Raw genomic sequence first — 25506 nt, forward strand, 5'->3', positions numbered from 1 at the left:
TGTACACCTTATTGTAAGCAACCTTGCGTGGGTTTCTGATCCACTTAAGCCGCGAGGCATCTTGAGTCCTGCACAGTGGACAGTCTACCTCTCTTGTTGTTTATTTCGTTGAATACTCGCTTACTTCAAATGTAAGGATTTTATTGAATATTACGTAGTCCTTACGGATACTGAATGGACCTTTGTTATTATTATGCTTATCAATGGCAAAGAAAGAAGCACCTCTACCGGCATCTTTAGCATCATACCAAGCGACAAAGGCATTCAGTTCTTTTTTACTCAGATCGAATTCCTTATCCAATCCATTGTCCATCGTTACAATCAAGATGGCACGGTCACCACTAGGTTGTTCTGGTTCGGTTGGATCAGACGGATCGGGCGTGGATTTCTTTACAATAGCATTTGCTTCATTGGATACAACTTGATCCATGGAGATATTCGCAGAAACTACGTAATAATAGGTAGTGTTTTCTTCAACTTTATTATCAGTATAAGAAGTACCAGAAATATCTGAGGCAATTTCTTCATACGGACCCCCAGGGGCTAGTGCTCTTTCAATTTTATAAGTAGTGACTCCTGTTATTTCATTCCACTGCAATTGAATATTTTCTTCATTCCCTGTTGCATTAAGAGTTAATGAATTTTCAGGTTGTTGGTAGGGGAGGAACCCTTCGGGAATACTGTGCGTGAATGGAGTCGCACCAAAATTTGTGTCAAACGAAAAGCTGCCAGCTGAACCACCTGTGATCGAAGGAGTCACAATCTCTCCTGGAAGATCGCTTGGTTTAAAGGTACTTGTATAAACGAATACACCGTTCTTATACCAGCTTATCTTGTCATCATCCATGTTCAAAGCCACACCAATAACGTCCTTTAATGTGTAGGTCTTTCCAGAAGAAACGATCCCCGGAAAAGTGTTTCCGTTTGCAGCATAATACATCCAGTTCTGAAGAGCTCCTGCACCTGGTCCATTGTATTGCTTACCTTCACCGACGATACCAATGCCAGTTGTGGTACTTGCTTGAGCTGTTACTGTGACTTCCCAATACCATTTTCCTTTGGTTTTTCCCACACTTGCTTTAGTTCCACTTGAATCTACGGTGGCCGAAACAGACTGGCTCTTTTCCCACACTACGTTTTTTGTAGCAGCGTATGTCGAGGAACTAAAACATATTAGAGTAATAAATCCCAGTAGCAATAATGACGAAATAACTCGTTTCAAAATAATCTCTCCTTATTTATGTATTATTTATGCGAGTTTAGCAGTTTCAATATGTATCGTCTAAACATTTTAATGCATATATTAAATAATAAGTAAAATAATAACTTTTTAACAATGAAACGTAACAGTTTAATTCTGTTTTTGCTTAAAAGAAAAAGCCCCGAAGGGCTTACATGATTAACATTTATTGATTTTCTTTCGCGAGAAAGGAAGCTGCTAACAGTGTAGTATTCGTATAGCCACCTGAAACATTTTCATATGAAAAATTAGCGATAGGAACTCCAATAACTGTAGCAACGTCTCCTTCAAAAATTTCTCCACTTGCTCCCGGATAAACTGCCATTACTGTATTATCATTTTCATCACTAATATAAACGATAGCCGTTGTCCCTATAGGAATGTTATCTTCTTCTATATCTATTACATCCCCGCTTATTTTTACAAATTTGTTTAAGTATAAGTTCAAATTTTTATTTAAGTGTTTTGTTGTTACGGATTTGTCTACTAGATTAATGACTTTGCTTTTATCTGTGGAAGGAAATAAGTCACTGTTTTTAGCAATGAAGTCATAAGAGGTTTGTTCCATAGAAGCTTGATCTTCTGTTAACACGGGTGTTCCATCTTTCAAGAATTCAGCAAATAAATATTGTTTATCTGTGACCTCATTTGTAGAAGCTTGCTGAGCAGTATTTTCATTGCTTACTGTTTGTTCAGTAGCAAAGGACGTGCTTGAAGCCCCAGACCTTGTCGTTGTTTCTTTAAAATTGCTTCCACAAGCTGTTAGAGCTACAGAAAGTAGAGCAATGGATAGAATTTTTTTTAACATGATGAATTCTCCTGTGAGTGTCCTCATCGGTTGAGGTAGTTGCTCATTTTATCTTGTTACCTTTATTATCGAATATTAATGTTGAATACATAATACTTTTAAGTTTTAACAACAAGGATAATAAACAGTGGCTTTTTCTATTCTAGAGGCTTTTCATTAATATGTGATATCGGACGCACTGAATTGATAAAAATTGTATAAATTACTCATTCTATCAAATTAGGCAATGTCGCAAAGGCGGGGGGTTATCCCTTCACCAATAACTTACAAACTCAGGCACAGCGTGGTTCCTAGGCTTTTGGAGACCGCTTTTTTTTGTATAAAAATGGAGGGTGTAAGGGTATTAAAAAAAATAAATATTCTATATTTTTTGTTTGTGCTAATATATCTCTATTCAAGTACAACTAGAAATGAGGATATTGTGTGCACAATGATAAGGAATTAAAACTTGAAGAAACAAATATTGCAAAAGGTATTGCTGTAATACTCCTTTTGATTCATCATCTTTTTGCTTTTCCTGACAGATTAAAGTACGACTATGTTTCATTATTTAGTTTATTTCATGAAAGAGGGGAATTTTATGTAGGACATTTTGGGCAAATAGCAATATCCATTTTTCTGTTTTTAAGTGGTTATGGTTTATATAAGAGCAATGTTCAAAATCCACATCATTTAATGCAGAAGAGCTTTACAAGATTAAGCAAAATAATGATAAATTACTGGGTTGTTTTTTTGCTTTTTATTCCAGCTGGTCTATACTTTTTTGGAAATTCTGATAGATTTCAAAATAATTCAATAATGGATTTTCTGCGGAATTTTATAGCCCTATCCAGTTCATATAATGGTGAGTGGTGGTTTTTATATGATTATATTCTGCTGCTATTAATTTTTCCGGTCACCTTTCAAGCCTTTCAACGTAACGCATGGGTAACTCTACTCATTTCCGGTCTTGTTTTTTATAATTCATATTCACAAGGAAATTATTACAGTATTATGTATTGGCAGTTGCCGTTTATGATAGGGTTGTTCTTTGCTAAATATAATTTGTATTCATGGATGAGTAAGATTTATAATTCCATCATATTTAATAACATACTTTTTGATATTATAATAATTGTAGTGCTATTTCACTTTCGTACCACGAGTCAATTATTTGAGAAGACAACGATTGATATGATAATAGCTCCTGTACTTATCCTCGTTAGTATTCATTTAATGAATAAATTAAAACTAGCCAGACCTTTCGCTTACTTAGGTAAAAATTCAATGAATATTTGGTTAACTCACACCTTTTTTTGTTATTATTATTTTCAGAGTATTGTTTTCTTTCCCAAGGTATCTATCTTGATCTTGTTGTGGCTAACGTTGTTAACGGTACTTACTTCAATTGTAGTTAACAGCATCATTAGTCTTATTAATAACAAAGTGTACACTAAAAATATTGATCTAAGTACAAACAAGGTCGGGGACCAAGTGTAGGGTTGCAAAGCTTTAGTCTAGGAAAAATGTATCATCCAGTATAGCAATGTAGGCGTGATTTCGAGATTAGGGTAACGGTAAAAAAGGACTTCATTGGCATATTAGCCGATATGAAGTCCTTCGTCATGTTTATTTAGTTGAATATTCGCTTACTTCAAATGTGAGAATTTTGTTGAAGATTACGTAGTCTTTGCGATTGCTGAATGGACCTTTGTTGTTATTGTGCTTGTCAATGGCAAAGAAAGAAGCACCTCTACCAGCATCTTTAGCGTCATACCACGCGATGAAGGCATTCAGTTCTTTTTTACTCAGATCGAACTCTTTATCAAATCCATTGTCCATGGTTACAGTCAGAATAGCGCGGTCACCAGTTGGTTGGGAGGCCCCATCTGTATCCGACGGATCCGGTGTAGTAGATGGATCAGGCTTTGTAGAAGGATCCGGTGTTGTAGAAGGATCAGGCTTTGTAGATGGGTCTGGTGTAGTAGACGGGTCTGGTGTTGTAGATGTACCCGATTCTTGATAAGGCAAAAATCCTTCAGGAATAGGATATTTAAAATCACTTGCTCCAAAATTAGCTTCAAAACCTATTTTCTGAGAAGTTCCACTTAAAATCACAGGGAAAATCTGGGACCCCTCAAGTTCAGATGGTTTAATGGAATTAGCTCCGAGGGAAACCCCATTCTTGTACCAAACAATTTTATCGTTATCTAAGTCCAATGCAATACCGATAGTGGTATTAACTCCAAAACCAGAACTGTAACCTATCTTTACTGGTGAGGTAATGTTATTGATGATTTCACCACTATTTCCATAAATAGCTTGATATTGTCGGTCTGATTCACCTGTTATCCCTACGAATGAGGCAACATGGTTTACCTTTACTTCCCAATACCATTTCCCATTTGTTTTCCCCACTGTCGCTCTATCGCTTGTTCCTCCCCCGTCAAGAGTAGTTACTATAGACCCGTTTTTCCAAGTCACATTTGTAGTCTCAGCTTTTGTAACGGTAGGGAACAATGAGAACATCGAAGCTCCAATGAGAAGAGCTAACACTATTGTTCCTAGTTTTTTGAATATAATATTGTTCATGACTTCCTCCTAAATATATGTAATAACAAGTGAATTATAGAATTAGATTGGAATAATTTTCCAAACATTAAATGATATAAATTCAAATATGAGTATTATTATGGAATTTAATTTTTTAGGGTAACGTAGGTCGTCGAAAGTATAAAGGCACTAGTCATTAGATTGGAGGTTTCGAAGAAACATCCGGTTAAGCTTCGTAACAAACAATGGATACATACACAGAAATGTTTAAAGCAGAAGGAATCCATTATGGTTCACCGAATGGAATATTTGAGGTGATCATCGTGAAACGCACATATAAAGTATTGAGGACAGACATGGAGTTGTTTGGAGCTGCTTTGGTCCAGGCACATGTATACGTTGTATCCGTTGATGAGGAATTGCGTGTGGCATTTGAGGATTATGGGGGAGTAGTAGAGGAGGTTAAGCCAGAATCAGTTAAGATAGCGGATAAAATTTTTATGCGAGACCAGCTTGAATTTCGAATACACCTAGTATCAGGAGAGCGCCCGGAATGATTAATAACTCCGACGGTCAATAGCTAGTACAGAGAAATATTTCACGTACATAAATAAGGTAACAGAGTTACGAGTCTCAATAGCTCAACTTCGGAATTAGATTAGTATGAGGCGTAGGATTCGATATTCATAATGACAAGGCATATTCCATATGACTAAGTAAGTGCTTTTTTGCTCACATAGAGGAGGGATATGATTGGATGCATTCGTTTCACGCTCATTAGATGAAATACGATTTTGGTCCAGGATCATGAAGGAGCATTCCTTTTTTCTGGGGTTAGGTTTTAGAGCGGAAGATACTCAACTTAAAACAGAAGCCAATCAGTTTTACACTATTTTTGAGGATATCGAGAAAAGGTCGCATGAATTTAATATCGAGACAGATCCTTATACAATCAAAGAGTTTAATACAGAGGTTCAGAATGCGGCGACGAATATTTGGGCATTTAAGAGAATGGTATTGGGCCTTATATTACAATGCAAGCTTCCTGGACAAACCAATTTTCCTTTACTGGTAGATCACATAAGCCGGGAAGCCAATTATTTCAGAAACCGTTTAGGAGAACTCAATTCAGGAAAGCTCGAACCATTACCCGATGCAATTATTGATGAAAATGTATTTTTCTTAAAAATTATGGCCGATCATGCAAAATTTATAGGCCATTTACTTGATCCATCCGAACGTAAACTGGTTGAACAAGCTAGGGAGTTTAGTAATGATTTTGATATGCTGATGTTTCAAGCGATTGACCTAAGTCATATGCGGCCACAGTCACAAACCGTTCCACTCCTGAGTCAATTTGTTGATGAGAACCGTATCTCTGTGAAGTCTTTGCGTGATTTTAAGAAAACAGCGCGTGATTTAATCGACGAGTGCCGAATAAAAAGCATTATCCATCCTTTATTGGCCGATCATGTATTTCGTGAAGCGGAGAGGTTCCTTTTTATTCTCGATATGTTTGATCAATCCTTATCAGGTGTTAAGGTAAATAAGAAAGAAATTATGCACTGAGAGAGCCCTGTAAAAAGAATACAGTTTCTGTAAAATATCCAGTGGAAATAAAGCTTTAGACTGAACAAAAATCAAACAGCGGCAGACCAAGACCTGAAAAATAAAGTTCTTAGACAGCCGCTGTTGTCATCCAACTAACGTGTATGAGTACATAGAAAATCCAATATGTCAGCATTAAGCATCCTATGGAAATGTTCGCGATCAAAGCCGGGAGGGTCTTGCGATGGGAGAAAGGCCGGAGTCCTCATCGATTCCGGGAAAGGACTCAGAAAGGAGAAATGCCCGGCGTTTTTTACTGTTTTGTATTGTACCTTCTTAGGATCTGGCACGCCATCCAATATTAAACGAGCGTGTAAAGAAGGAGTGTACTGATCCTTCTCTGCATCCACCATTAAGATAGGTAGATTAACTGCACGCAAGCTACCTTCAGCTCGAAACCAGACCGACGCTGGCGCTAGTAAAACGAGACATTTTACTCGGTAATTTGGTGTAACCTCTATAAGCTGGGGCTTTCCGTCCGAGGTCTCGTGAGGCAAAGAAGTCGGCACGCCACCCGCCGCCGCTAATGCCGTGTAACCGCCCATGGAATGTCCGATGAGAGACACAGCATTCTGTATTAATTTGTCCTTGAACAGCATACTATCGAAAAACCAGTCGGTGACCATATTAAGGTGTCTAGGTCTATAGGTAAGATTCTGTGCTGTTCCTTCCAAACTATTGTCATTTCGATTGTTAAATGGATGCTCTGGAATGCCGACAATAAAACCATTGCGTGCTAAATGCTGCGCCAAAATCCGATACACAAGCGGCGTACTGCCAGTACCGTGAGAGATGATAACCAAAGGGAATCTTCCTTCTGATAGATCTGCCTCTCTCGCCAACTCTAACTGGTATGGACCCAATCGCTCTATTTGTTCGGGTTCGTCCGCTGGATACATTACCATCATGGGAAATGTAATGCCTAGGGAGGAATCCTTTATTTCTACTTCTCGCCATCCTGCATAACTATTCTTAAATTCTGCGTTTCTTATCATCCACCATACCTTTCCTTTCTCGAATTAGCACAAAATACGTATGTTTATTCTGTATTAATGCTTGTCATTATTGCATTTTAAATCCAAATATCATTGACTGCCGTTAATTCTGACTCTGCTCCTCCAGTATTTACTACACCTCTCGGCTCTACTAGCATGATATGGCACTCCTGATGTGCGAATGGCTTGTGTTCGACCCCCTTAGGTACAATAAACATCTCTCCCTGAGAAACCTGTACCCGTCCATCTCTAAAATCAATGAACATCTCGCCTTCAAGTACAATAAAGACCTCGTCGGTATCTTGATGATCGTGCCATACAAAATCCCCAACTATTTTCACCAATTTAAATTGATAGTCATTCATTTCACCAATAACTTTCGGAGACCAATGATCACTAAACTTAGATAACTTTTCATTCAGTTTGATTGATTGATACTTCATAATACCCTCCTTTTAAACTAGATATCCTCAGATGGATTGATAATCGCCAGAACCTGGTGATCCTCCCACTTTCCGTTGATCTTTACGTTGCTTCGAGAGATGCCTTCTTTGTGAAAGCCAGCCTTCTCAAGCACACGGATGGATCCTGGATTCCGAGGAGAGGCTTCCCCGAAGATCCGGTGAAACTTTAGCTCATCGAAAGCATAGCGAACCACCTGCTTCACCGCCTCCGTCGTATAACCCTTGCCGTTATATGCTTGGTCTAGGCTGTATCCGATCATACAGCTCTGAAGCGGTCCCCTCACCACAAAAGATAGGTCTATGCTGCCTATAATCTGGTCGTCCTCCTTGTGACATACCACAAAGGAATATTTCCGGTCCTCCATCATGTCGGCCTTGCTCTTAATAATCGTCTGGAGCTGGTGCTCCTCCGTATAGTACTTCTCTTGGGTGTTTGGCGAAAACTCCTCAAAGAATTCCCGATTGCGCTTGTACATTGCTGTCAATTCTGCGGCGTCCGTCTCCTCAGAGAACCGGATGTATACTCGCTGCTCCGACATCTGCACCATCCTTCCAAACTGTAATATTGAAAGAATTATATCACAGGCTGAAGATTGGGAAATTGATTTGATGAATGGTGTATATCAATGTTAACTAAAAAATATATACCGTAATTATTGGATTAGATATAATGTTTTCTAAAAAAGGAGGATATATCGTATGAATAATGCTTACGAAGTGCTTGAGGAGCGTATATCCGAATGGGGAATCTCTAATGAGGAAATTATTGCGGTTTATATCGTTGGGTCCCGGGCAAGAGAGGACAAACCTTTTGATGAGTTTTCTGACTTGGATGTAGTCGTCTTTTCAACGAATCCAGATTACTATCTTCAAAATGATCAATGGTTACTAAACATTGGCAAGGTTTGGACCAGCTTTATGTTTCGAACGGCAAAAGGAGATCCAGAAAAACTAGTTCTCTTTGACCAAGGGGCTGAGGTTGATTTTCTATTCCGTCATACTTCTGATCTGGATCATATAATCAAAAATGGGCATATTCCTGAAGGATTTCAGCGTGGGGTTAGGATGCTGCTCGATAAGACGGGAAATGGAAACCAAATCATCCCTCAAACCACTACGATCCCGGGTACTCCTCCGATATCTGAAGGTGCTTATCTACAGGTTGTTAATATGTATTGCTTCGCCTCTCTATATGTGGCTAAACAAATTTTGCGCAATGATCTGTGGGTAGCTAAGCAAAGAGATACGGACTGTAAACAATTATTGCTGCAAATGATAGAGTGGCATGCAAAAGCTGTACATGGATCGGAATATGATACTTGGCATGCAGGGAAATTCATAAATGAATGGGCTGATCAAGATGTCGTTGCTGATTTGAAAAAATCTTTTGGGGAATACGAACCCAATCATAGTTGGGAAGCACTGATCGTATCCTTGGAGTTGTTCAACCGTTTATCCTCGGAAGTGGCGGCTAAGTATAATTATGTGTATCCGGATGAATTGTTTTCCCATATTCAAACCTGGTTAGGGGGGCAATATGATAAGCATAGATAAGAAGTCGGACATCCTAATCGTCGTGCTGCATGAGATTTATGGGATTAACCAGCATATACAAAATTTTTGTAGCTTATTATCGGATCAGGGTTATGATGTCATATGTCCAAATTTACTAGGCAAGGAAACACCTTATGACTATTCGCAAGAGGAAACTGCCTACACCAATTTTATGGATAATATAGGATTTGACCGCGCTTTCTATCATATCGAAAGTTTATTATTAAGTATTCGAGCTCGCTATAAAAAGGTATTTATCGTCGGATTTAGCATAGGGGCAACGATTGCCTGGCTGTGTAGTAAAGAAAGGTACGTTGATGGAATCGTAGGATACTATGGCTCTCGTATTCGAAATTATTTAGAAATAGCTCCACATTGTCCAACATTGCTTTTTTTCCCACAGGAAGAATCATCATTTAATGTGGATGAGCTCATTTCAATTTTAGACAACCGTAATATCCAGGTACATAAATTCAGTGGACAGCACGGATTCAGTGACCCGTACTCTCCCCGATATAACGTACACTCAGCTCAGCAATCATTTAAAGAAATGGTAGAGTTCTTCAAGGAAGGTTGATCAATGAACAGTTCATCTAGCCCACACCTTTTTCATTGTTCTGGGGAAACGCACAGTCAGGATGTGCGGATTAGTCATATGTATATACATCATTGACTATGAAAAGGGGATGTATGTGGCTTTGGCTACCTTTTATCAAGCCTTCAAATTGAAAAGTCGGATTTGGCGAACGATGCTAAAGCGGAACGGAGTAACAGGGATTGGCGTAGGTTATGCTGATCCCAATAGACCGGCAAAGGGCGCGGCGATTGTGTTATATACCTTGAGAAATCTTTCGGCTGTGACGCAAACCAAATTGCAAGCAGTAACAAAAGATATAAGTCGAGCTTCTGCGGTACCTATCCGAATTTTAGGTGTGGGTTCCTTCAAAAGGGAAGCGGCGGCTCCTACCCAAACGAACCCTCGCCAAAGATGGCGCCCTGTGCCCGGTGCGGTCAGTGTAGGAACGACGGTTCCCACCACTGCGGGAGGGACCGGTGGGCTCATTGTCATTAAGAATAATACACTGTTTATTTTGAGTAATGCCCATGTTCTAGTCCCGACGAATACAAACCAATTTCACAATACCATTCAGCCTTCTCCGGCAGATGGGGGCAGAACGGCGGATCAGATCGGGAGAGCTTTTCAATTTGTCCCGCTTACTACGACAGGTGTTAACTTTCAGGACTCCGCCATTGCTATTGCCAATTCAAACAGTCTGCTTAACCCAAGGTATCTGATTAACCAAAGTGGTGGCCTCATTACCGTACCTGGACACTTATTGAGCTACCGTCTGGGAATGACGTTTAAAAGAATGGCTAAAACCAACGGCTTCGCCAGAGGGGTCGTGGAGGCTATCGGCGTGGAACAAAGGGTGAGAGGCGATTCGGGAATCAAGATTTTCCGTGATCAAACCGTCATTCGTTTTACCCAGGGACGAACTGGGCCTGGAGATTCAGGTTCCGTATGGCTGAATGACAGTAATGATCGGTTGAACAATTATGCGGCCGCGGTCCATTTTGCCGGATCTACCGACGGAACGCGTTCCGTATCTTTCCCGATTGAACGTGCGATGAGAACGTACGGAACCTTGGTCGCCATCCCGGCTGGAGCTGGAAGATATAAAGCAGGTGTGACAAAAGGAAAGGCTCCAAAAAACAATTATGCCTATGTCCGTCCGATGACGAGAAAACAACTGGCCTTGTCTCCAATCATAAAATCCGACGCGGATTAAGAAAAGATTAGAACTATGATGATCTAGTCGACCTCTATCGAAAATATCTCTTTAAAACCTCTTTTACCATCGGCTGTAACACGTATCGCTCGGGTTGTAGGCAGACGCTCGATCCAATTTAATTCGAATAATCTGTCCAGAACAGCATTTCCTAAAGCACCTGCAAGGTGATGGCGTCGTTCACTCCAATCCAGGCATTTATGTGAGAAGGAGCGGCGCTTGTGTCTTGTTTGTGTAAGGTCAATCTGAAAGTCAGTGAAGAAAGTCTCTCCTTGTTCCGTGATATGAAGCCCGTCCTGATCTTCGGAAAGAATCCCCTTTTGAATGAAAAAACTCATGAGCTGCACGCCTAATTGACCCGCAACATGATCGTAGCAAGTTCTTGCCAACCGTAGGGCCTCGTTTTCGGAGGCATGTTTGAATGAATGAATGGGAACAGGTGGAGCTATGGATAAAAGTGACTCCATCACCTGGGCAACTTCGGGGTCTTGAATGCCAAAGTAACGGTGCCGCCCCTGTTTTTCCACAGTAACGACTTGTGCCTCGGTCATTTTAGCCAGATGGAAGCTGGCCGTTTGCGGTTTGATGCCTGCCATATGGGCCAATTCACTTGCCGTGTGGAACCTGCCGTCTAATAAAGCGGTGAGTATAGCTGCACGGGAAGGCTCGCTAACAAGAGAAGCAATCATGGCTACATTTGACTTGGTGCTCATGGCACGGTTATCCCCCTTTGTAATCCATACTTCGATGAAGGTTGAAATATTTATATTTTACAATAGAGAGGCGGATCTGAATAGAAGGAGAAAAGATAATGAATCACATAAATCACATGGATGAGATGAATCATAGCCCAGACGTTAAAACGATTAATCCTAGCATTTTATATTACGGAACCCCTGTGATTTTACTCAATACGCTGAATGAGGATGGAACAACCAATATTAGCCCCATTTCCTCCTCGTGGGCATTAGGAGATTGTGTGGTACTAGGCATTGGAACAGGTGGCAAAGCATTAGAAAATATGGAGCGGCATTCCGAATGTGTAATCAACGTCCCGGGGCCTTCAATGTGGGGAAATGTAGAACGTTTAGCCCCTTATACAGGCAAGAATCCTGTTCCAGCGGAAAAGAAGGAACATGGATTTATGTACCATAAAGATAAGTATGAGATCAGCGGACTAACTTCGATTGAGTCGAATAGGGTCGAGCCCGCCCGAATCAGGGAGTGCCCTATTCAAATTGAAGCTAAGGTGAAGGATGTGAGAATCCCTAACCATTCTTCTTATTTTGCGATCGTCGAAACTCAAGCCATACAGGTGCATGTTCATCAGGATATCATCCTCGGTGAGAACCATATTGATCCGACAAAGTGGAGCCCACTCATCTATAATTTCCGTCATTATTTTGGCCTGGGTGAGCATTTGGGCAAAACCTTCCGATAATGAGTGGGACAAGGTAACTGGTGGGGAATGACACGGCGAAGCTACCCGAAAGGGGGGGCTGCCGTGTCTCTTGATTTGTATCTGAAGCTTTTGGACGTTGTGCGGAAGCTGGTTGGTATTATTATTGGCATAAGTATGATAGTAAACGTCTATAAGCGAGCGTGAGACAGGAGAAAACCACCGGGAATAGGTATGGAGCATATTGGCGCGGTCAATCTTCGGCTGCTGCTTCAACTACTTTATCAAGCGTTTTTAAGGAGCCAAGCAAGGCGAATATGGGGAGTGGCTTGGCATGTATAAGCCCGAATATCTCAGATAAAAAAATATTATAGTCATGGCCTGTATATAAAAAAGCCTAAGAAACAACTAAAGAAGCTCCAGCCTTCGCCATCGGTATGGAGCTTCTTTGATTTGTTCAGCCATTATTTCGCGTCCGAATGCAACGAACCGGCTACGCCCCATACTTCTACATTAACTTTGTTTGAACCGTGTATATCTTCCGGAAACTTTGTGAATGGATTCCTAAAAGCATGCTTTTAGGAACGGTTCTAAATCAGTCTACATCATGTTCCGAAATGTGTATAAATCACTATTGGAACGTTCCTATATTAATGGTGCACTTTTTTGGAACTGAAAGGACGATGCATCACATGGTAAAAATGGCTTATGCCCGGGTGTCGGCCAAAGGCCAAAATCCAGAACGGCAGCTCCTAAAATTCCGGGAGTTGGGCATTGAGGAACGGTTTACTTTTATAGACAAGCAAAGTGGAAAATACTTTAACCGGATACGATATAACGCCATGCGGCTGATGCTTCGGGAAGGGGATCTGTTATACCTGTATGCACTTGATCGACTTGGCCAAGATATAATGGCATTTTGTGCGAGTGGAAATATATTACCCCTGAGCTGAAGGCCGACATTTTATGCATAAGAATGAGAGCTTATTTGATAGTCACCGTTTCAAGGCCCTGGGTGATATAGGCAAGCTACTGGAAGACCAGTTTCTTAGTATGCTGGCATGGGGAGCCGAACAGAGGACCGGAAAAAGAATCGTGTCAGGCAAGCAGAAGGGATTGCTGTTGCTAAAAAGGAAGGTGGGGAGTTTGGTACGGCCCAAGAAACAGATGGGTTCGATATTTACTCAGGTGTACGAAAAATGGAAAGCCAATGATTTTACTAGAGTCGCGGCCATGAATGAATTGGGCGTGTCGAAGAGAATCTTCTACCGATACGTAGCCGAGTATGAAATACAATTATTAAAACGGATAAAACCGATCTTGTGGTTACAAGTATGTTTATTTTATGGAATCTTCATACACATACTGTATAATAATTGTAAAAGAAGTAAGGGGAGAAACTGAAACTATGCTAAAGAAACCCTATTATTCAATTGTCCTTATTTTGATTGCTTTCTTGGCCACCTTAACATTGCGTATTGTTTATCATCCATCTCATTTTATTTATGATTGGTTGATGGCTACTTACGCTATTCGTTTGATTGGTCGAGCTTTGTACGAAAAATACCAGGCTAATCAGAGAAGCAGGATTAAAAGTGATACAATTGTAGAAGTGATTATGATTATAATTTCATTCGGAGTTATCATGTTTTTATTTCTGTCACAAGAAACATGGATGCATAAGCTGCTTTTTCTAATCGCAGAATTATATTTCCTCATTTACAGTAGTGTAACTTTTACTGAGATTATAAAAAAAGGGCGGAATTGATCCGCCCCTTTTTTATGTTTACTGCTTAGACTGCTTCATAGGAGACTGTCGTATAATAGGTGTAATAACCCATTGTCGGACCTTCATGCCATTCCATCCAAATGGTCGATACTACTTTGAATCGGGTGTACTGTCTAGGATTATCGACTAGATTTTGCAACAAACCTACAAAATTCTGTCTTTCAGTATAGGTGCTAATATCCTTAAGAAGGGCTGCACCAGCTACAACAGTAGTAATTGCCCCCAGCCATGCTACAATCACAGGTGGGATTTTTGCTTTAAGGGCGTTAGAACAAAGTTTATAACCGAATGCACCAATTGCATATCCTAATGTCGAAGCGGATTTTCCAGTATATTGTTCGATCATTTCCTTTAATTGATCTTTTGAAAGATAGGTTGCGTGTTGAGAATGAATTTGTGCCATAATTTATTACCTCCCGAATTTTTATGAGAGAATTGATGGAGTCGCTGACATCTAAATGGCTCCACATTTTTTGACGTCAGTCTTCAATTCCCTCTCACTTATGTAGGTGATTTAAGGCTGTGAATTACAACCAAATCGTGAAAATTGCGAAGTCATGAATTTTTGTAATTCATGTTCTTTACTCGATTATCCCTACACTTATGTAGGAGTTAGGGACTGAAACTACACAACCTGAATATGAAATTTTTTCTGGATCAAGAAGACTAAATAAGCTGCTCACGGTAGGGCACCGGAAGCAGCTTATTGCCAAGGGCTCTTTATTTTTTCATGATAAACTCAAGAAGTTCGGTTTTCATACTCTGGATCGCATCCTCTTTTGGCATACGGATAAATTCACTTAATCGTTTAATATCTGGATCGAAGTATTGAAAAATTGCATTCATTGCCTCTACATCGGATTTGGTTTGGGCAAGTTCTACTAGTTTCATAAACTCATCATCTGACATAAATCGTGTAGCGCCTTCTTTTTCCATTTGTTCACCGCCTGTTGTGTAATATGGAGTTCCTTGGCAACTTGGGCTTCTGTTTTATCGTTTATGTAAATTTCATAGATGACTTTTTTACCTATCTCAGACCTTAATCTATTAATATACGATTGTATCATTATTTTGTTATCAGACTCTTCCGAAAAAGAGGATTGAAAGAGATTAGGCTTGAATTCTAAAGAAATTTCACGTTTACGATTGCGTTTTGTATGATATTGAATTCTCCAAGCAATTCTATATAACTCGCGTCGGTAATCTTCAATAGCATCCATAGAAAAATTTCCTCCCTTATGTTCATATACGTACATATAAGGTAGGAGTTCTCAAAATTAATATAACAACCAATTTATAGAATGAATTTTCTTTTTTAGCGAATATAATAAAATTTTGAATTATTTTGGAACTATTTGAAATTTCCTTTAAGAAGACGATATAGCGAAGCCAACTGCTAGTATAGAGTTGTTAATTCGTATGGGGAGCTGAAGGAATCTATTTTTGCTTACGACTGGGAAAAGGAAGCAAAGTAGGTGCTCACGCTCACCATTGTGATTGAAGAAGCCATATGTGCTCTGACTACATTTGATGAAGTCGGTCATGCGAATTATGATTTAAAGAACGGTGAAGGTGCAGGCAACCCACAAGAAGCAGAGGAACAGAAGGAAATAGCCCGTAAGGAAATGCGCCTGATCCGAGCCTTTATACGTAAACACATTTATTGGTTCGGCGGTGGAGCGAAAAGACAATATACCTGGCTTTGGGCAAGCCCAAGAGCAGGGCGGCCAGAATTATTAATACTGGGCGAGAAAGGCGTGGACAATAGAAAAGATTCTGAGGGAGTGTGCCGGATTTTATCCGGTCCAAATTACACCGAATTATTTAAACCTGTTCCGTGAGCAGGCCATAAATCTAATGAAGTTCCGATGCTTATACTAAGTGATTTTATTCCAAGTATCCTGCTCACAGCGTTTTTTTGTTATTTTTTTAAAAAACAGTCTGGCGGCTTTACCGTCGATAGGACATATATGAAGACAAATTGCATACAAAGATGTTCGACAATCATCAGTTCTCTTTTTTACAAACAGCAACAATAATACCATGGAAATATTTTTATATTAATGGTACATTATGTATACTTCGATTTATAAGGAGGGCTTTATGAAAATACAAAAAAAGTATGCTCTAAGTATCATAATACTTTTCGTAGTAATCGTCGTCGTGGGAGGCATTTTTGTATCTAAATCGACTATTTCTTTTAAAGAAGCAGCTTTAGAGCAAGTGAATCTGAAAGAAATTGATACCATTGAAATCATTAAATCAGAGGACAATTCTGCCAATGAAAAAAAGATAACTGTGTCAAATGCTAAAGAAATTCATCAAATCATAGAAGAACTTTCGAAAGTACAGCTAAAAAAATCTGATTCAAGCGCTCCTTCGTCCGGCTTGTATTGGATTACTATACGATCAAAACAAGAAAGAAGCGTTGGATTAACCATTTTTGGAGAAAAAAGTTTAGTGGTTTATAAATACAACACGCCCGTTCCTAAAAGTAATGTTGTTTCATATGAAATCATCAGTGGATATAATGGGAAGCTAATAGAAAACTTGTTCGAATAAATTTTGAAGAAACAAACGACCGCTTGTCTTAGCTAGGCAAGCGGTCGTTTGTTCTATAACTGACTATTACATAAGCATCCATCCACCGCTGGTGGAATGCACTCGTGTTACTACACCTTTACCAGTAATGAATCTGATCCCCTGTGTTTCATATTCAATAAATGGAAATTTGACATCAATCAAATCATATTTCCCTTGATTGTCCTCCAAAAAGTCTTGAAGATATCCCATCTCCCAGTAACCATTAATAACCATACTTTTGAGAGCATCTTTTTCATTAGGGACCATACCTAACAGGAGAGAGGCAATGCCTGCTGCCAAACTAGGTGCAGTATACTTAAAAAATATAGCCCCTAGTATAGAAAGCGAAGAACTCAACCCAGCGGCCAAAGCATTAGTATTCTGCTCTACAAGGCCCTTATCATAAACAGTTCGTTGTGCTCTTTGCAGTTGTCTAACCTGGTCCAAATTCAAAACAACATTAGCAGTGTATTCTTTTGTAAATGCCATAATTAATTAGCTCCTTTTACTTAAAGTTTTTTTGTCTAATCAGACTAGAGAGCTGCGCGCTTTATTTGCTTCTCGTTATATAGGGAAAAAAAGGAGCCATTTTTACAACACATTAATACTTTTTATTTGGAGGTTTCTATTTTGGGCCGGGTGGACATCCAGAGAGTAGTAAGTTTCTTGATGTATACGTACAGAATGGCCTTCTAGGGATCGTTTCAAAGAAAAGGCTTCAAAGGATGCTTAAAAGGCCATCAGAGCTTTTGTGGCCTAATGGGGACGCTGGAATGGGTGTTAATATAGCCCGAAAGGCACCGCCCAATTGGTCTAAAATCCAAACTTACAAACAAGGAAAGCCCCTGCCAGCTGCAGGGGCTTTCCTTGTTTATTCGAGTCCTGAGGAAATGGCTTGACCGCCAATCCCTGGGGGGAAGTCCTACGTGTTTCTTGAGACGGTTGGCTGATTGTTCCGCTGGAGTCTTGCTTATCTCTGGGTTAGGGGGCAGAATAGCATTGGGATTATTGCCCCCTGTTGTATTCAAATAGTGGACTGCTGCGATTTAAGGAAACCAGCCTGGCTTCCAAATTTCTTCATAGCAGCTAAAATGTCTGCATGTTTGTCTGTGTTGAAAGTGACTTCTATTCTTACTTTATCGCCCATTTGTTTCACTCTGATCTAGCGGCTACCATAGCTTTTGCTTATTTGTAAAAACCGAGCACATTAGCGATTTCCGAATCCTCTACAAACCGGGCAAATTTGTAATGTGCTTTAACTTCCTTCTGACCGATTAGATTGGACCGGCCACCAGTAAATAGCACGGTATTCACGGTATCATTTCTTAATGTTGCCTTTAATGTTGTACTAATCGTATTCAGGATTTCTCTTGTATACTTTATAACAGCTTTTACCACAAAAATGGTAATAGGGAAAGATTTATTTTTTATTAGGTTGTAAGAAGTATCTTTCCTTTGTGGAAACAATTACTTCGAGTATAGAAGTTTTCGCTTCTTCATAGTCACGTGCTAGTTCAGCCAGAGCAAAATCGGTAAGGAGTTTGAATTCTTGTCGTTTGTAATGATCTTCAAACCCAATTGTATTTATAAATCGGTCTTTGGCATGTACCAAATGAAGATCGGTGCCCCATGTATATGAAAATCCTTTATCTATTCCAGAAACAAATTCATCAATATGTAGCTTATTGCCTGTAATTGCTGTATGTTGGTAGAAAACTGATATTTCAATAAAATTATAATATCCTACCTGAATAATGAGAATTATCTTCCCAAATCGTTCTTTTTGTGCGAGAATGATTGAAAAATCATCCATGAGTACGCATACAGGAAGAGACGATTCATACAGCACGTATAACAAGGGAGGAAATAACCATGTCAGAAGAACGCAAGCTGTCATTCGAAACTCTCGCTGTCCATGCCGGACAACAAATTGATCCTACTACCTTTGCCCGCGCCGTTCCGTTGTATCAGACCACTTCATACGGATTTCGGGATGCGGAGCATGCGGCTGATTTGTTCTCGCTGAAAGAATTCGGCAACATTTATACGCGTCTGATGAATCCGACCACGGATGTGTTCGAGCAACGGATCGCCGCGTTGGAAGGCGGGGCTGGCGCGTTGGCAACGGCTTCGGGAGCGGCGGCGATTTCCTTCTCCATCCTGAACATTGCGGGAGCTGGGGATGAAATTGTGTCGGCCTCCAGTCTGTATGGCGGTACATATAATCTATTTTCTACAACACTGCCGAAATTGGGCATTAAAGTACATTTTGTCGATTCGGATGATCCAGAGAACTTCCGTAATGCCATTACGGATAAGACGAAGGCATTATTTGCCGAAACGATTGGCAACCCACAGGGCAATGTGCTGGATGTGGAAGCTGTAGCGGCGATTGCGCACGAATATGGTATTCCGCTGATTGTGGATAACACGTTCCCAAGTCCTTACTTGTTGCGTCCTATTGAATACGGAGCGGACATTGTCGTGCATTCTGCAACGAAGTTTATTGGCGGACACGGTACGTCTATTGGTGGGGTGATCGTGGACAGCGGCAAGTTTGACTGGAAAGCGAGTGGTCGTTTCCCAGGACTGACTGAGCCGGACCCGAGCTACCACGGAGTTGTTTACACCGAGGCGGTGGGACCTATCGCATATATTATCAAGGCACGGGTCCAATTGCTGCGGGACTTGGGAGCGGCCATTTCTCCGTTTAATTCATGGCTGCTGCTTCAGGGCTTGGAGACACTTCATCTGCGGTTGGAAAGACATAGTCAAAATGCCTTGAAGGTAGCGCAATATCTCGAAGGCCACAAGGATGTGGAGTGGGTCAGCTACACCGGGTTGCCGAGCCATCCGTCCTATGAATTAGCTCAAAAGTATTTGCCGAAAGGACAAGGAGCAATCCTGACCTTTGGTATTAAAGGTGGAAGCCAGGCGGGAAGCAAGCTAATTGCGAATGTAAAGCTATTTTCTCATTTGGCGAATGTAGGTGATTCCAAGTCTTTGATTATTCACCCGGCAAGCACAACACACCAGCAGTTGAATGTGGAAGAACAGGTTGCTGCCGGAGTCAAACCAGAGCTGTTACGCCTATCTGTCGGGACAGAAGCGATAGACGATATATTGTACGATCTGGAGCAGGCGATCGCGGCCAGCCAGCAGTAGTAGTAGTCGAACACTTCTTAGACCAAGTGTGACAGAGCATTCGTGTGGCATTCGCAAGTGATTTTTCGACCCAGATCAGTATTCGTTCAATGTTTATCAGGCGGGGGGCAACCTCCGTCTTTTTTTCGTATTGACAACATACCCCCATAGGTATATATTATACCCCGTAGGGTATATGAGGAGGGGAAGAAATGGGTAGGAAAATAGTTATTATTGGCGGGGTAGCAGGTGGAGCCTCTGCTGCTGCGAGATTACGTAGATGGAATGAGGAAGACGAGATTATTCTGTTTGAACGCGGAGAGCATGTTTCTTTTGCAAACTGTGGCCTTCCCTACTATATTGGCGGGGCAATCCATGCGCGGGAGAAGCTGTTTCTCCAGACACCTCAAGGGATAAGAGACCGTTTTAATATAGATGTGCGGGTACTGAAAGAAGTGATACAAATAGACCGAGAGCAGAAGCTCGTCCATTTCCGCGATATGATTACAGGGGAAACAGATGAGCAGCCGTACGATATTGTGGTATTGTCGCCGGGAGCCAAACCGATGATACCGGACATTCCTGGATTACATGAAGCTATGAATTTATTTACATTAAGAAATATTCATGACACGGACGTTATTAAGGCATATGTAGATGAAAGGCATCCAAAGCATGTCACGGTGATCGGGGCCGGATTTATTGGGCTGGAGATGGCCGAGAATTTGCGGGAGCGTGGACTTGCAGTAACCATTATTGATATGGGGCAACAATTATTGAATCCGCTGGACCCTGAAATGGCCAAATGGGTAGAACAGCATATGAGGCTGAACGGGGTGGAGGTGCGTTTAGAGGAAGGAGTCACGGCTTTTGAAGGGCAGGGTACACAACTTCGTTTGACTTCCGGGGGTGTGCTTCAGACGGACATGGTTATTCTGGCGATCGGTGTTGTTCCTGAAAATGAGTTGGCCAAGCAAAGCGGATTGGAACTTGGTTTTCGCGGCGCTATTCAGGTGAACGCCCAACTGCAAACCAGCGATCTGGCCATTTATGCGGTGGGGGATGCCATTCAGGTCAAAGACCGCAATCATGGGTTTGCAACGATGGTATCGCTAGCCTGGGGAGCCAATCGTCAGGGGCGTTTGGTAGCGGATCATATTAACGGTCAAGCAATTTCTTATGATGGGGCGCTTGGAACATCCGTAATTAAGACCTTTGCATTGACTTCAGCTTCTACAGGTAATAATGAAAAAACATTACAGCGGCTGGGCGTTCCTTATCAGGCTGTTCATATTCATCCTGGTTCACATGCCGGCTATTACCCTGGCGCATCACCCATTGCTATGAAGCTGCTCTTTAATCCCGAAAACGGGATGATCTATGGGGCGCAGGCTGTTGGAGCTGATGGAGCAGACAAAAGGATTGATGTCATTGCGACGGCTATTCGTGGCCATTTGAACGTCCGTGAACTGGCTGATATTGAACTTGCTTATGCACCTCCTTATTCTTCAGCAAAAGACCCTGTGAATATGGCGGGTTACGTGGCTTCGAATATCATGGATGGGCTGGTCCAAACGATACAGTGGCATGAAGTTGATGATTTTCACCGCAATGGTGGTCTTATTATTGATGTTAGGGATGCGGTGGAGCTACAGGCAGGGGCCATTCCAGGTTCGATTCATATTCCTCTGGCCGAGATTAGAGAGCGAATGGCAGAAATCCCCAGTGATCTAGAGATCGCGGTATCCTGCCAAGTCGGCCTGCGAGGCTATATTGCGGCCCGAATTTTGACTCAATACGGTTATCGGGTGAGGAACGTTGATGGTGGCTATAAGACGTATTCGGTTATGGCTGAACGTGAGTGAACATTTCCTTTCATGTCTTTGATGTAGAATCGCTACTGTACATTATTTACGTTATCCGCAGGGTTTACCCCTTTTCTGATCAAATTATGGCTTGGTTCACTGTGTGACGTCTGTTACAATAGAAGAGGTATATACGAATGGATAGAAAAGAGGTTGAACAGGTGGGCACTTCAGTGATTTGGGAAGCAGTTATATATTGGGTGATCTTGGTGATTTCCGCTCTGTGCGTGATCGCAGTATCTGGTACTCGGAAGACAGCAAGCACGATTATTTTAGCGCCCGTTGTTTTGTTCTGTACCATATTTATGATGCAGGGATCAGTGTTTACTGCCATGAATCACCCGACGATGGGGTCTAATGTCGGTTTGGGTATGGCATTTCTGACAACATGGGTGGTCAGCGGAATATTGTTTGCTGTAGCGCTTGTAATTGCTTTTATTAAATATAACAAGAAGAACAAGGCGTAATTTAGCCTTAACCTCAGATGGATAAAGGCTTTCGGTGATGTACCGAAAGCCCTTTTTGTATTCCTTTTTAACCATGCAGGATGTCTCCGCTTATCTGCGTCTTCTCATAAGCAACACAACGATCAGCACGACGATGATCACGATCAATAGGAATTTCATATTCGATAACCTCCTTGGTCTGTCTCATATTTGGTATTAACCACTTTTAGTTAGTATGCACCGATGGATCTCAAGCAAGTATCTATTGTCGAGTTTTTGGGGAAATTTAGAATGTGGGACTAAAAAGAGGTTTACAGGCTTAGCTGGAAAGTGTATACATAAAGTAAGGAGGCGATTGCCATGAGTGATCGTGCATTTCATTTGTTCTATATTATTTTCTTAACGGTTCTGGCACTTGGAAGTGTGGGTGGAATCGCTTGGTGGCTGCGCTCTGTCGGTCGTCAGGAGAAGGAAAAAAACTAAATTCAACATGGGCATACAAGCCCGAATGCATCTTCCAGTAGGAGGGTGCATTTTTATATGTTATAATGGGAACATATGTTCTTTGTAGGGGGGAAGACGATGTTGCCAGATTTGGAACGAAAGCTGCTACGTATTTTGTATAATTATTTCGCCCAGCATCGCCACATGCCCACAATGGCGGAATTGACCGTAAAAACGGGCAAGCGAGATGCTGAAATTACAGTCGCCTTGCGACATATGGAACAGGAGCGCTACATCACTTGGGAAAACAATTCGGGTACCCAGCATGTTGTTTTACTGGAAGGGTGGGAGCGTCCCTCGACCCAAAGGCGCACCCAAGCGGAAACAAGACGTTCCACTACGCAAACGATGCCGCCCGATGGTACAGAATACTGGACGAATTATTAGAAGGTATATAAAACTGGAAAATTAATGAGTTTTTAAGGTGCATATCATTTAGTTTTAAGAAAGCGAGACTATAATGACCCTATTAACCCCTTTTTGATCAAGCTATAGGCCCTGCCGATGTATCGGCAGGGCCACTTTTTTGTTCATAGATACGGTTTCCGTATATGAAAAATCCCCCGGGGATCATCCGGAGGATGGTGCAGTTTGCATATACTGCACGGCCTGCTCAAACTTCATCGTTTGATGGCAAAATATATATTCAACCCCTGCTACCTTGCATTATATGGTCAGCATGTTCATAAGGGGCAGTGTGATTCCACTGTTCATTTTCCAAACGACAAAAGCCCTACCTCTCTTTCGTCCTTGCGGCTCCGATGACCGCGCCAGTGTGAATGTGAAAATCTTCGGCAAAAGCTCAAAATTCTACATTAGGGTTATACATAAAATTAGGAGAAGCTCCATACGGTGATTAGGAGTAATAGCTTGTTGCGTGGAATCTTATGGGGTTAATACATACTCCAATAGTATAGCAAGAATGATTATAAAACACAAGTCATTTTTGGCTTTTTGATTATAGACTGGAAAAAATGTTGGCTAAAATGCTCTTCCCTCGAGAGTTTCTTAATTAAGAATAAGATGATTTCCCATCTATAGATTGCAGATTAAAAGCCGTCCTCGTATTTATGTAAAATGCTCGAGCAAGAAGGTAAACTTTTGATGGTTGGACTCCGATATTGAATACACAAGATATTTTAGAGTGTACGGATGAAAAGAGGGGTAGCAATTTGCCGACCTATAAGCGCTTTATTCAGCATGTTATCCTGAACTATATTATAGGTTCGTTTATCGCTGTATTGTTGGTAGGTATGATTTTTGTATTTTCCACGTTAAATGTAGCCCACTATGAAATTCTGGGTCTTGTTAAAATTATTGCATTTTCCAGCGTCATTATGATTGCTTGTGAAACCATAGTGTTTCGAATGCATTTGAGACCGGTTCATCGTTTTTTTTACGGCAATCAGGAAACACTCAAGGATGTAGAAGCGGTGTATATCCGGGTTCATCATCTGCCTAATTTGTCAGTTTTACGTATTGTTGGACCGCATTTGTTGGGTTTCTCTATCCCGGCAGCCGTCATTGCCTTATGGATGATACATACTGGACAACTTACCTTTCCCTTGTATTATGTAGGAATCGCCTGTATAGGAGCTTGTCTGGTTGCTTCGATGCACGCACTGGTTGAATTTTTCCTGACAATGAGAGCAATCAAGCCGCTGCTGGAGGAAATCCGTGATCGAACCTATCAGCAATATGGATTAAACCTGTCCCTGCGAGGACGAGTCCTACTATCGCTTCGGCATAAATTTCAGTTAAGCGCGACGCTCATTGGTGCTTTTCCTCTGTTTTTATTTTGTCTAGCTACACAGATTCGCCTGGAACGTTTGGAGGCGACGGATTCGAGTTCCTATTGGGCATGGGCGGGTACGATTTTAATTTTTGGTGTAGCCTTTGCTTATCTGGGAGGAAGGTTGTTGACCCGTGAGATCGAACAGCCGATCCACCACCTGCTGGAAAAAATGAATGCAGTGAGGGAAGGCCGCCTGAACAGTAATGCCAGCGACTTGTACTCCGACGAATTTGCCGAGTTGGTTGAAGGCTTTAACATGATGATCGAGGGCCTGAAGGAACGGGAAGAAAAGAATGGTCAGCTATTGGACAGTTACTTCGCCACCTTGGCGGCAGCGCTGGATGCGCGAGATGCCTATACCGCAGGACATTCTTTGCGTGTGGCTGAATACTCCGTACTCATTGGGCGCAAGGGAGGTTTGAATGAGACAGACCTCGACTTGCTGCGCAAAACAGCTTTGCTGCATGATATCGGTAAAATCGGCGTGGCTGACGCTGTTCTGCTCAAGGACGGCAAGCTGACGGACGAGGAGTTTGATCAGATTAAAATGCACCCGGTTATGGGAGAGAGTATTCTCCGGCAAGTTGAACCAGCTTATGCTATGGCCCCTTATTTGCCCGGTGTGCGATCGCACCATGAACGTTATGATGGCAAGGGATACCCTGACCAGCTCGCTGGGGAAGATATCCCCTTATTTGGGCGAATCATTGCTGTAGCGGATGCTTATGATGCGATGACGTCTGATCGTCCCTATCGGCAAGGTATGAAGGAAGAGAAGGCGGTTATGATATTGGAAGAGGGAAAGGGAACCCAATGGGACCCTTATTTTGCCGAATTATTTGTCAAGGAGTGGCGCCGGAACAAAGGCATCACAAGCTGACTCTGTATATATCAGCACAACAGGGCGAGCCATTGAGGTTCGCTTTTTTATATAGGAATGTAAGCATCTTTTATGTCGAAAGATGGGGCTTCATGTTATGATGTACAAGA

At 41.5% G+C, this 25506-nt stretch carries 30 protein-coding genes; 17 read left to right on the plus strand and 13 right to left on the minus strand.

What is annotated here, in order from left to right:
• Positions 1 to 100: 100 nt before the first annotated feature.
• Both ACM1ND_RS02700 and ACM1ND_RS02705 read right to left on the minus strand, forming a co-directional pair.
• Positions 101 to 1222 carry an SPRY domain-containing protein gene (locus ACM1ND_RS02700; protein ID WP_028541177.1) on the minus strand — a complete coding sequence of 374 codons (1122 nt, stop codon included), beginning with the start codon at positions 1220 to 1222 and terminating at the stop codon, positions 101 to 103.
• A gap of 184 nt (positions 1223 to 1406) precedes the next feature.
• Positions 1407 to 2048, minus strand: coding sequence for a hypothetical protein (locus ACM1ND_RS02705; RefSeq protein WP_023986760.1), 642 nt, complete (start codon positions 2046 to 2048; stop codon positions 1407 to 1409).
• A 423-nt stretch (positions 2049 to 2471) separates the two neighbouring features.
• Between ACM1ND_RS02705 and ACM1ND_RS02710 the strand changes: the two genes are divergently transcribed.
• Positions 2472 to 3527, plus strand: coding sequence for an acyltransferase family protein (locus ACM1ND_RS02710; RefSeq protein WP_028541176.1), 1056 nt, complete (start codon positions 2472 to 2474; stop codon positions 3525 to 3527).
• Between the two features lie 129 nt (positions 3528 to 3656).
• Here the strand turns inward: ACM1ND_RS02710 and ACM1ND_RS02715 are convergent, their stop codons facing one another.
• On the minus strand, positions 3657 to 4619 hold the full coding sequence (locus ACM1ND_RS02715; RefSeq protein ID WP_103744628.1) for an SPRY domain-containing protein: 963 nt from the start codon (positions 4617 to 4619) through the stop codon (positions 3657 to 3659).
• A gap of 224 nt (positions 4620 to 4843) precedes the next feature.
• On the opposite strand from ACM1ND_RS02715, the gene ACM1ND_RS02720 reads away from it, so the two are divergent.
• Positions 4844 to 5137 carry a hypothetical protein gene (locus ACM1ND_RS02720; RefSeq protein WP_081047439.1) on the plus strand — a complete coding sequence of 98 codons (294 nt, stop codon included), beginning with the start codon at positions 4844 to 4846 and terminating at the stop codon, positions 5135 to 5137.
• 196 nt (positions 5138 to 5333) lie between these two features.
• The gene (locus ACM1ND_RS02725; RefSeq protein ID WP_023986765.1) at positions 5334 to 6149 is read left to right on the plus strand and encodes a DUF2935 domain-containing protein; all 816 of its coding nucleotides are present in this window, start codon (positions 5334 to 5336) and stop codon (positions 6147 to 6149) included.
• A gap of 134 nt (positions 6150 to 6283) precedes the next feature.
• Here the strand turns inward: ACM1ND_RS02725 and ACM1ND_RS02730 are convergent, their stop codons facing one another.
• The 3 genes from ACM1ND_RS02730 to ACM1ND_RS02740 form a co-directional block, all read right to left on the minus strand.
• On the minus strand, positions 6284 to 7183 hold the full coding sequence (locus ACM1ND_RS02730) for an alpha/beta hydrolase family protein (protein WP_071559398.1): 900 nt from the start codon (positions 7181 to 7183) through the stop codon (positions 6284 to 6286).
• Between the two features lie 77 nt (positions 7184 to 7260).
• The gene (locus ACM1ND_RS02735) at positions 7261 to 7626 is read right to left on the minus strand and encodes a cupin domain-containing protein (protein ID WP_025721907.1); all 366 of its coding nucleotides are present in this window, start codon (positions 7624 to 7626) and stop codon (positions 7261 to 7263) included.
• A gap of 17 nt (positions 7627 to 7643) precedes the next feature.
• Complete coding sequence (locus ACM1ND_RS02740; protein ID WP_081365926.1) at positions 7644 to 8186, minus strand: GNAT family N-acetyltransferase; 543 nt, start codon at positions 8184 to 8186, stop codon at positions 7644 to 7646.
• A 160-nt stretch (positions 8187 to 8346) separates the two neighbouring features.
• Between ACM1ND_RS02740 and ACM1ND_RS02745 the strand changes: the two genes are divergently transcribed.
• The 3 genes from ACM1ND_RS02745 (at position 8347) to ACM1ND_RS02755 (ending at position 10991) form a co-directional block, all read left to right on the plus strand.
• Positions 8347 to 9201 (plus strand): aminoglycoside 6-adenylyltransferase, encoded by an 855-nt coding sequence (locus ACM1ND_RS02745; RefSeq protein ID WP_418027050.1) that lies wholly within the window; start codon positions 8347 to 8349, stop codon positions 9199 to 9201.
• The gene (locus tag ACM1ND_RS02750) at positions 9185 to 9778 is read left to right on the plus strand and encodes a dienelactone hydrolase family protein (protein ID WP_071559396.1); all 594 of its coding nucleotides are present in this window, start codon (positions 9185 to 9187) and stop codon (positions 9776 to 9778) included. The genes ACM1ND_RS02745 and ACM1ND_RS02750 overlap by 17 nt, the downstream gene beginning before the upstream one ends.
• Positions 9779 to 9887: 109 nt before the next feature.
• Positions 9888 to 10991, plus strand: a complete 1104-nt coding sequence (locus ACM1ND_RS02755) for a hypothetical protein (RefSeq protein ID WP_068941412.1) — start codon at positions 9888 to 9890, stop codon at positions 10989 to 10991.
• A gap of 23 nt (positions 10992 to 11014) precedes the next feature.
• On the opposite strand, the gene ACM1ND_RS02760 is transcribed toward ACM1ND_RS02755, so the two are convergent.
• Positions 11015 to 11704 (minus strand): ArsR/SmtB family transcription factor, encoded by a 690-nt coding sequence (locus ACM1ND_RS02760; RefSeq protein ID WP_023986772.1) that lies wholly within the window; start codon positions 11702 to 11704, stop codon positions 11015 to 11017.
• 98 nt (positions 11705 to 11802) lie between these two features.
• Between ACM1ND_RS02760 and ACM1ND_RS02765 the strand changes: the two genes are divergently transcribed.
• The 3 genes from ACM1ND_RS02765 to ACM1ND_RS02775 all read left to right on the plus strand — a co-directional run bounded on the left by ACM1ND_RS02765 (position 11803) and on the right by ACM1ND_RS02775 (position 14158).
• A complete protein-coding gene (locus tag ACM1ND_RS02765; RefSeq protein ID WP_418027051.1) occupies positions 11803 to 12432 on the plus strand; it encodes a flavin reductase family protein in 630 nt (209 codons plus the stop codon).
• A 650-nt stretch (positions 12433 to 13082) separates the two neighbouring features.
• Positions 13083 to 13343, plus strand: coding sequence for a recombinase family protein (locus ACM1ND_RS02770; RefSeq protein ID WP_337194206.1), 261 nt, complete (start codon positions 13083 to 13085; stop codon positions 13341 to 13343).
• A gap of 455 nt (positions 13344 to 13798) precedes the next feature.
• Positions 13799 to 14158, plus strand: a complete 360-nt coding sequence (locus ACM1ND_RS02775) for a hypothetical protein (RefSeq protein WP_279835065.1) — start codon at positions 13799 to 13801, stop codon at positions 14156 to 14158.
• 25 nt (positions 14159 to 14183) lie between these two features.
• Here the strand turns inward: ACM1ND_RS02775 and ACM1ND_RS02780 are convergent, their stop codons facing one another.
• The 3 genes from ACM1ND_RS02780 to ACM1ND_RS02790 all read right to left on the minus strand — a co-directional run bounded on the left by ACM1ND_RS02780 (position 14184) and on the right by ACM1ND_RS02790 (position 15399).
• On the minus strand, positions 14184 to 14582 hold the full coding sequence (locus ACM1ND_RS02780; RefSeq protein ID WP_028541163.1) for a hypothetical protein: 399 nt from the start codon (positions 14580 to 14582) through the stop codon (positions 14184 to 14186).
• A gap of 317 nt (positions 14583 to 14899) precedes the next feature.
• On the minus strand, positions 14900 to 15115 hold the full coding sequence (locus tag ACM1ND_RS02785; protein WP_237448909.1) for a helix-turn-helix domain-containing protein: 216 nt from the start codon (positions 15113 to 15115) through the stop codon (positions 14900 to 14902).
• Positions 15067 to 15399 carry a sigma-70 family RNA polymerase sigma factor gene (locus ACM1ND_RS02790; protein WP_279835064.1) on the minus strand — a complete coding sequence of 111 codons (333 nt, stop codon included), beginning with the start codon at positions 15397 to 15399 and terminating at the stop codon, positions 15067 to 15069. Before ACM1ND_RS02790 ends, ACM1ND_RS02785 begins: the two co-directional genes overlap by 49 nt.
• Before the next feature lie 255 nt (positions 15400 to 15654).
• Here ACM1ND_RS02790 and ACM1ND_RS02795 point away from each other — a divergent pair, with 255 nt between their 5' ends.
• Together ACM1ND_RS02795 and ACM1ND_RS02800 are read left to right on the plus strand one after the other, a co-directional pair.
• Entirely contained in the window at positions 15655 to 16020 is a 366-nt protein-coding gene (locus ACM1ND_RS02795; protein ID WP_279835063.1) for a hypothetical protein, read from the plus strand.
• 262 nt (positions 16021 to 16282) lie between these two features.
• A complete protein-coding gene (locus ACM1ND_RS02800; protein WP_279835062.1) occupies positions 16283 to 16741 on the plus strand; it encodes a DUF5301 domain-containing protein in 459 nt (152 codons plus the stop codon).
• A 66-nt stretch (positions 16742 to 16807) separates the two neighbouring features.
• Here the strand turns inward: ACM1ND_RS02800 and ACM1ND_RS02805 are convergent, their stop codons facing one another.
• From ACM1ND_RS02805 to ACM1ND_RS02815, 3 genes are all read right to left on the minus strand, one after another.
• Positions 16808 to 17251 (minus strand): hypothetical protein, encoded by a 444-nt coding sequence (locus tag ACM1ND_RS02805; protein ID WP_049828373.1) that lies wholly within the window; start codon positions 17249 to 17251, stop codon positions 16808 to 16810.
• Positions 17252 to 17947: 696 nt separating this feature from the next.
• Entirely contained in the window at positions 17948 to 18076 is a 129-nt protein-coding gene (locus ACM1ND_RS02810) for a hypothetical protein (protein WP_339201377.1), read from the minus strand.
• Between the two features lie 106 nt (positions 18077 to 18182).
• Entirely contained in the window at positions 18183 to 18575 is a 393-nt protein-coding gene (locus ACM1ND_RS02815) for a hypothetical protein (protein ID WP_279835059.1), read from the minus strand.
• Between the two features lie 59 nt (positions 18576 to 18634).
• On the opposite strand from ACM1ND_RS02815, the gene ACM1ND_RS02820 reads away from it, so the two are divergent.
• From ACM1ND_RS02820 to ACM1ND_RS02845, 6 genes are all read left to right on the plus strand, one after another.
• A complete protein-coding gene (locus ACM1ND_RS02820) occupies positions 18635 to 19927 on the plus strand; it encodes a homocysteine synthase (protein ID WP_013308539.1) in 1293 nt (430 codons plus the stop codon).
• A gap of 191 nt (positions 19928 to 20118) precedes the next feature.
• Positions 20119 to 21771, plus strand: a complete 1653-nt coding sequence (locus ACM1ND_RS02825) for a CoA-disulfide reductase (RefSeq protein WP_068941217.1) — start codon at positions 20119 to 20121, stop codon at positions 21769 to 21771.
• A 137-nt stretch (positions 21772 to 21908) separates the two neighbouring features.
• A complete protein-coding gene (locus tag ACM1ND_RS02830; protein WP_023986776.1) occupies positions 21909 to 22238 on the plus strand; it encodes a hypothetical protein in 330 nt (109 codons plus the stop codon).
• 339 nt (positions 22239 to 22577) lie between these two features.
• Positions 22578 to 22700 carry a hypothetical protein gene (locus ACM1ND_RS02835; protein ID WP_023986778.1) on the plus strand — a complete coding sequence of 41 codons (123 nt, stop codon included), beginning with the start codon at positions 22578 to 22580 and terminating at the stop codon, positions 22698 to 22700.
• Positions 22701 to 22799: 99 nt separating this feature from the next.
• The gene (locus ACM1ND_RS02840) at positions 22800 to 23108 is read left to right on the plus strand and encodes a hypothetical protein (RefSeq protein ID WP_023986779.1); all 309 of its coding nucleotides are present in this window, start codon (positions 22800 to 22802) and stop codon (positions 23106 to 23108) included.
• 785 nt (positions 23109 to 23893) lie between these two features.
• Entirely contained in the window at positions 23894 to 25396 is a 1503-nt protein-coding gene (locus ACM1ND_RS02845; RefSeq protein WP_023986780.1) for an HD-GYP domain-containing protein, read from the plus strand.
• The last annotated feature ends 110 nt before the right edge of the window (positions 25397 to 25506 follow it).

Origin of the sequence: Paenibacillus sp. JJ1722 (assembly GCF_048282685.1) — a bacterium.
In the GTDB taxonomy this organism is placed as follows: Bacteria; Bacillota; Bacilli; order Paenibacillales; family Paenibacillaceae; genus Paenibacillus; species Paenibacillus polymyxa_B.

What these genes read in the sequence shown, in the direction of transcription:
- ACM1ND_RS02705 (WP_023986760.1), bottom strand. Translation starts at nt 2,048, where the DNA reads ATGTTAAAAAAAATTCTATCCATTGCTCTACTTTCTGTAGCTCTAACA.
- ACM1ND_RS02715 (WP_103744628.1), bottom strand. Translation starts at nt 4,619, where the DNA reads ATGAACAATATTATATTCAAAAAACTAGGAACAATAGTGTTAGCTCTT.
- ACM1ND_RS02720 (WP_081047439.1), top strand. Translation starts at nt 4,844, where the DNA reads ATGTTTAAAGCAGAAGGAATCCATTATGGTTCACCGAATGGAATATTT.
- ACM1ND_RS02730 (WP_071559398.1), bottom strand. Translation starts at nt 7,183, where the DNA reads ATGATAAGAAACGCAGAATTTAAGAATAGTTATGCAGGATGGCGAGAA.
- ACM1ND_RS02735 (WP_025721907.1), bottom strand. Translation starts at nt 7,626, where the DNA reads ATGAAGTATCAATCAATCAAACTGAATGAAAAGTTATCTAAGTTTAGT.
- ACM1ND_RS02740 (WP_081365926.1), bottom strand. Translation starts at nt 8,186, where the DNA reads ATGTCGGAGCAGCGAGTATACATCCGGTTCTCTGAGGAGACGGACGCC.
- ACM1ND_RS02745 (WP_418027050.1), top strand. Translation starts at nt 8,347, where the DNA reads ATGAATAATGCTTACGAAGTGCTTGAGGAGCGTATATCCGAATGGGGA.
- ACM1ND_RS02750 (WP_071559396.1), top strand. Translation starts at nt 9,185, where the DNA reads ATGATAAGCATAGATAAGAAGTCGGACATCCTAATCGTCGTGCTGCAT.
- ACM1ND_RS02755 (WP_068941412.1), top strand. Translation starts at nt 9,888, where the DNA reads ATGTATGTGGCTTTGGCTACCTTTTATCAAGCCTTCAAATTGAAAAGT.
- ACM1ND_RS02760 (WP_023986772.1), bottom strand. Translation starts at nt 11,704, where the DNA reads ATGAGCACCAAGTCAAATGTAGCCATGATTGCTTCTCTTGTTAGCGAG.
- ACM1ND_RS02765 (WP_418027051.1), top strand. Translation starts at nt 11,803, where the DNA reads ATGAATCACATAAATCACATGGATGAGATGAATCATAGCCCAGACGTT.
- ACM1ND_RS02770 (WP_337194206.1), top strand. Translation starts at nt 13,083, where the DNA reads ATGGTAAAAATGGCTTATGCCCGGGTGTCGGCCAAAGGCCAAAATCCA.
- ACM1ND_RS02775 (WP_279835065.1), top strand. Translation starts at nt 13,799, where the DNA reads ATGCTAAAGAAACCCTATTATTCAATTGTCCTTATTTTGATTGCTTTC.
- ACM1ND_RS02780 (WP_028541163.1), bottom strand. Translation starts at nt 14,582, where the DNA reads ATGGCACAAATTCATTCTCAACACGCAACCTATCTTTCAAAAGATCAA.
- ACM1ND_RS02785 (WP_237448909.1), bottom strand. Translation starts at nt 15,115, where the DNA reads ATGGAAAAAGAAGGCGCTACACGATTTATGTCAGATGATGAGTTTATG.
- ACM1ND_RS02790 (WP_279835064.1), bottom strand. Translation starts at nt 15,399, where the DNA reads ATGGATGCTATTGAAGATTACCGACGCGAGTTATATAGAATTGCTTGG.
- ACM1ND_RS02800 (WP_279835062.1), top strand. Translation starts at nt 16,283, where the DNA reads ATGAAAATACAAAAAAAGTATGCTCTAAGTATCATAATACTTTTCGTA.
- ACM1ND_RS02805 (WP_049828373.1), bottom strand. Translation starts at nt 17,251, where the DNA reads ATGGCATTTACAAAAGAATACACTGCTAATGTTGTTTTGAATTTGGAC.
- ACM1ND_RS02815 (WP_279835059.1), bottom strand. Translation starts at nt 18,575, where the DNA reads ATGGATGATTTTTCAATCATTCTCGCACAAAAAGAACGATTTGGGAAG.
- ACM1ND_RS02820 (WP_013308539.1), top strand. Translation starts at nt 18,635, where the DNA reads ATGTCAGAAGAACGCAAGCTGTCATTCGAAACTCTCGCTGTCCATGCC.
- ACM1ND_RS02825 (WP_068941217.1), top strand. Translation starts at nt 20,119, where the DNA reads ATGGGTAGGAAAATAGTTATTATTGGCGGGGTAGCAGGTGGAGCCTCT.
- ACM1ND_RS02830 (WP_023986776.1), top strand. Translation starts at nt 21,909, where the DNA reads ATGGATAGAAAAGAGGTTGAACAGGTGGGCACTTCAGTGATTTGGGAA.
- ACM1ND_RS02835 (WP_023986778.1), top strand. Translation starts at nt 22,578, where the DNA reads ATGAGTGATCGTGCATTTCATTTGTTCTATATTATTTTCTTAACGGTT.
- ACM1ND_RS02840 (WP_023986779.1), top strand. Translation starts at nt 22,800, where the DNA reads ATGTTGCCAGATTTGGAACGAAAGCTGCTACGTATTTTGTATAATTAT.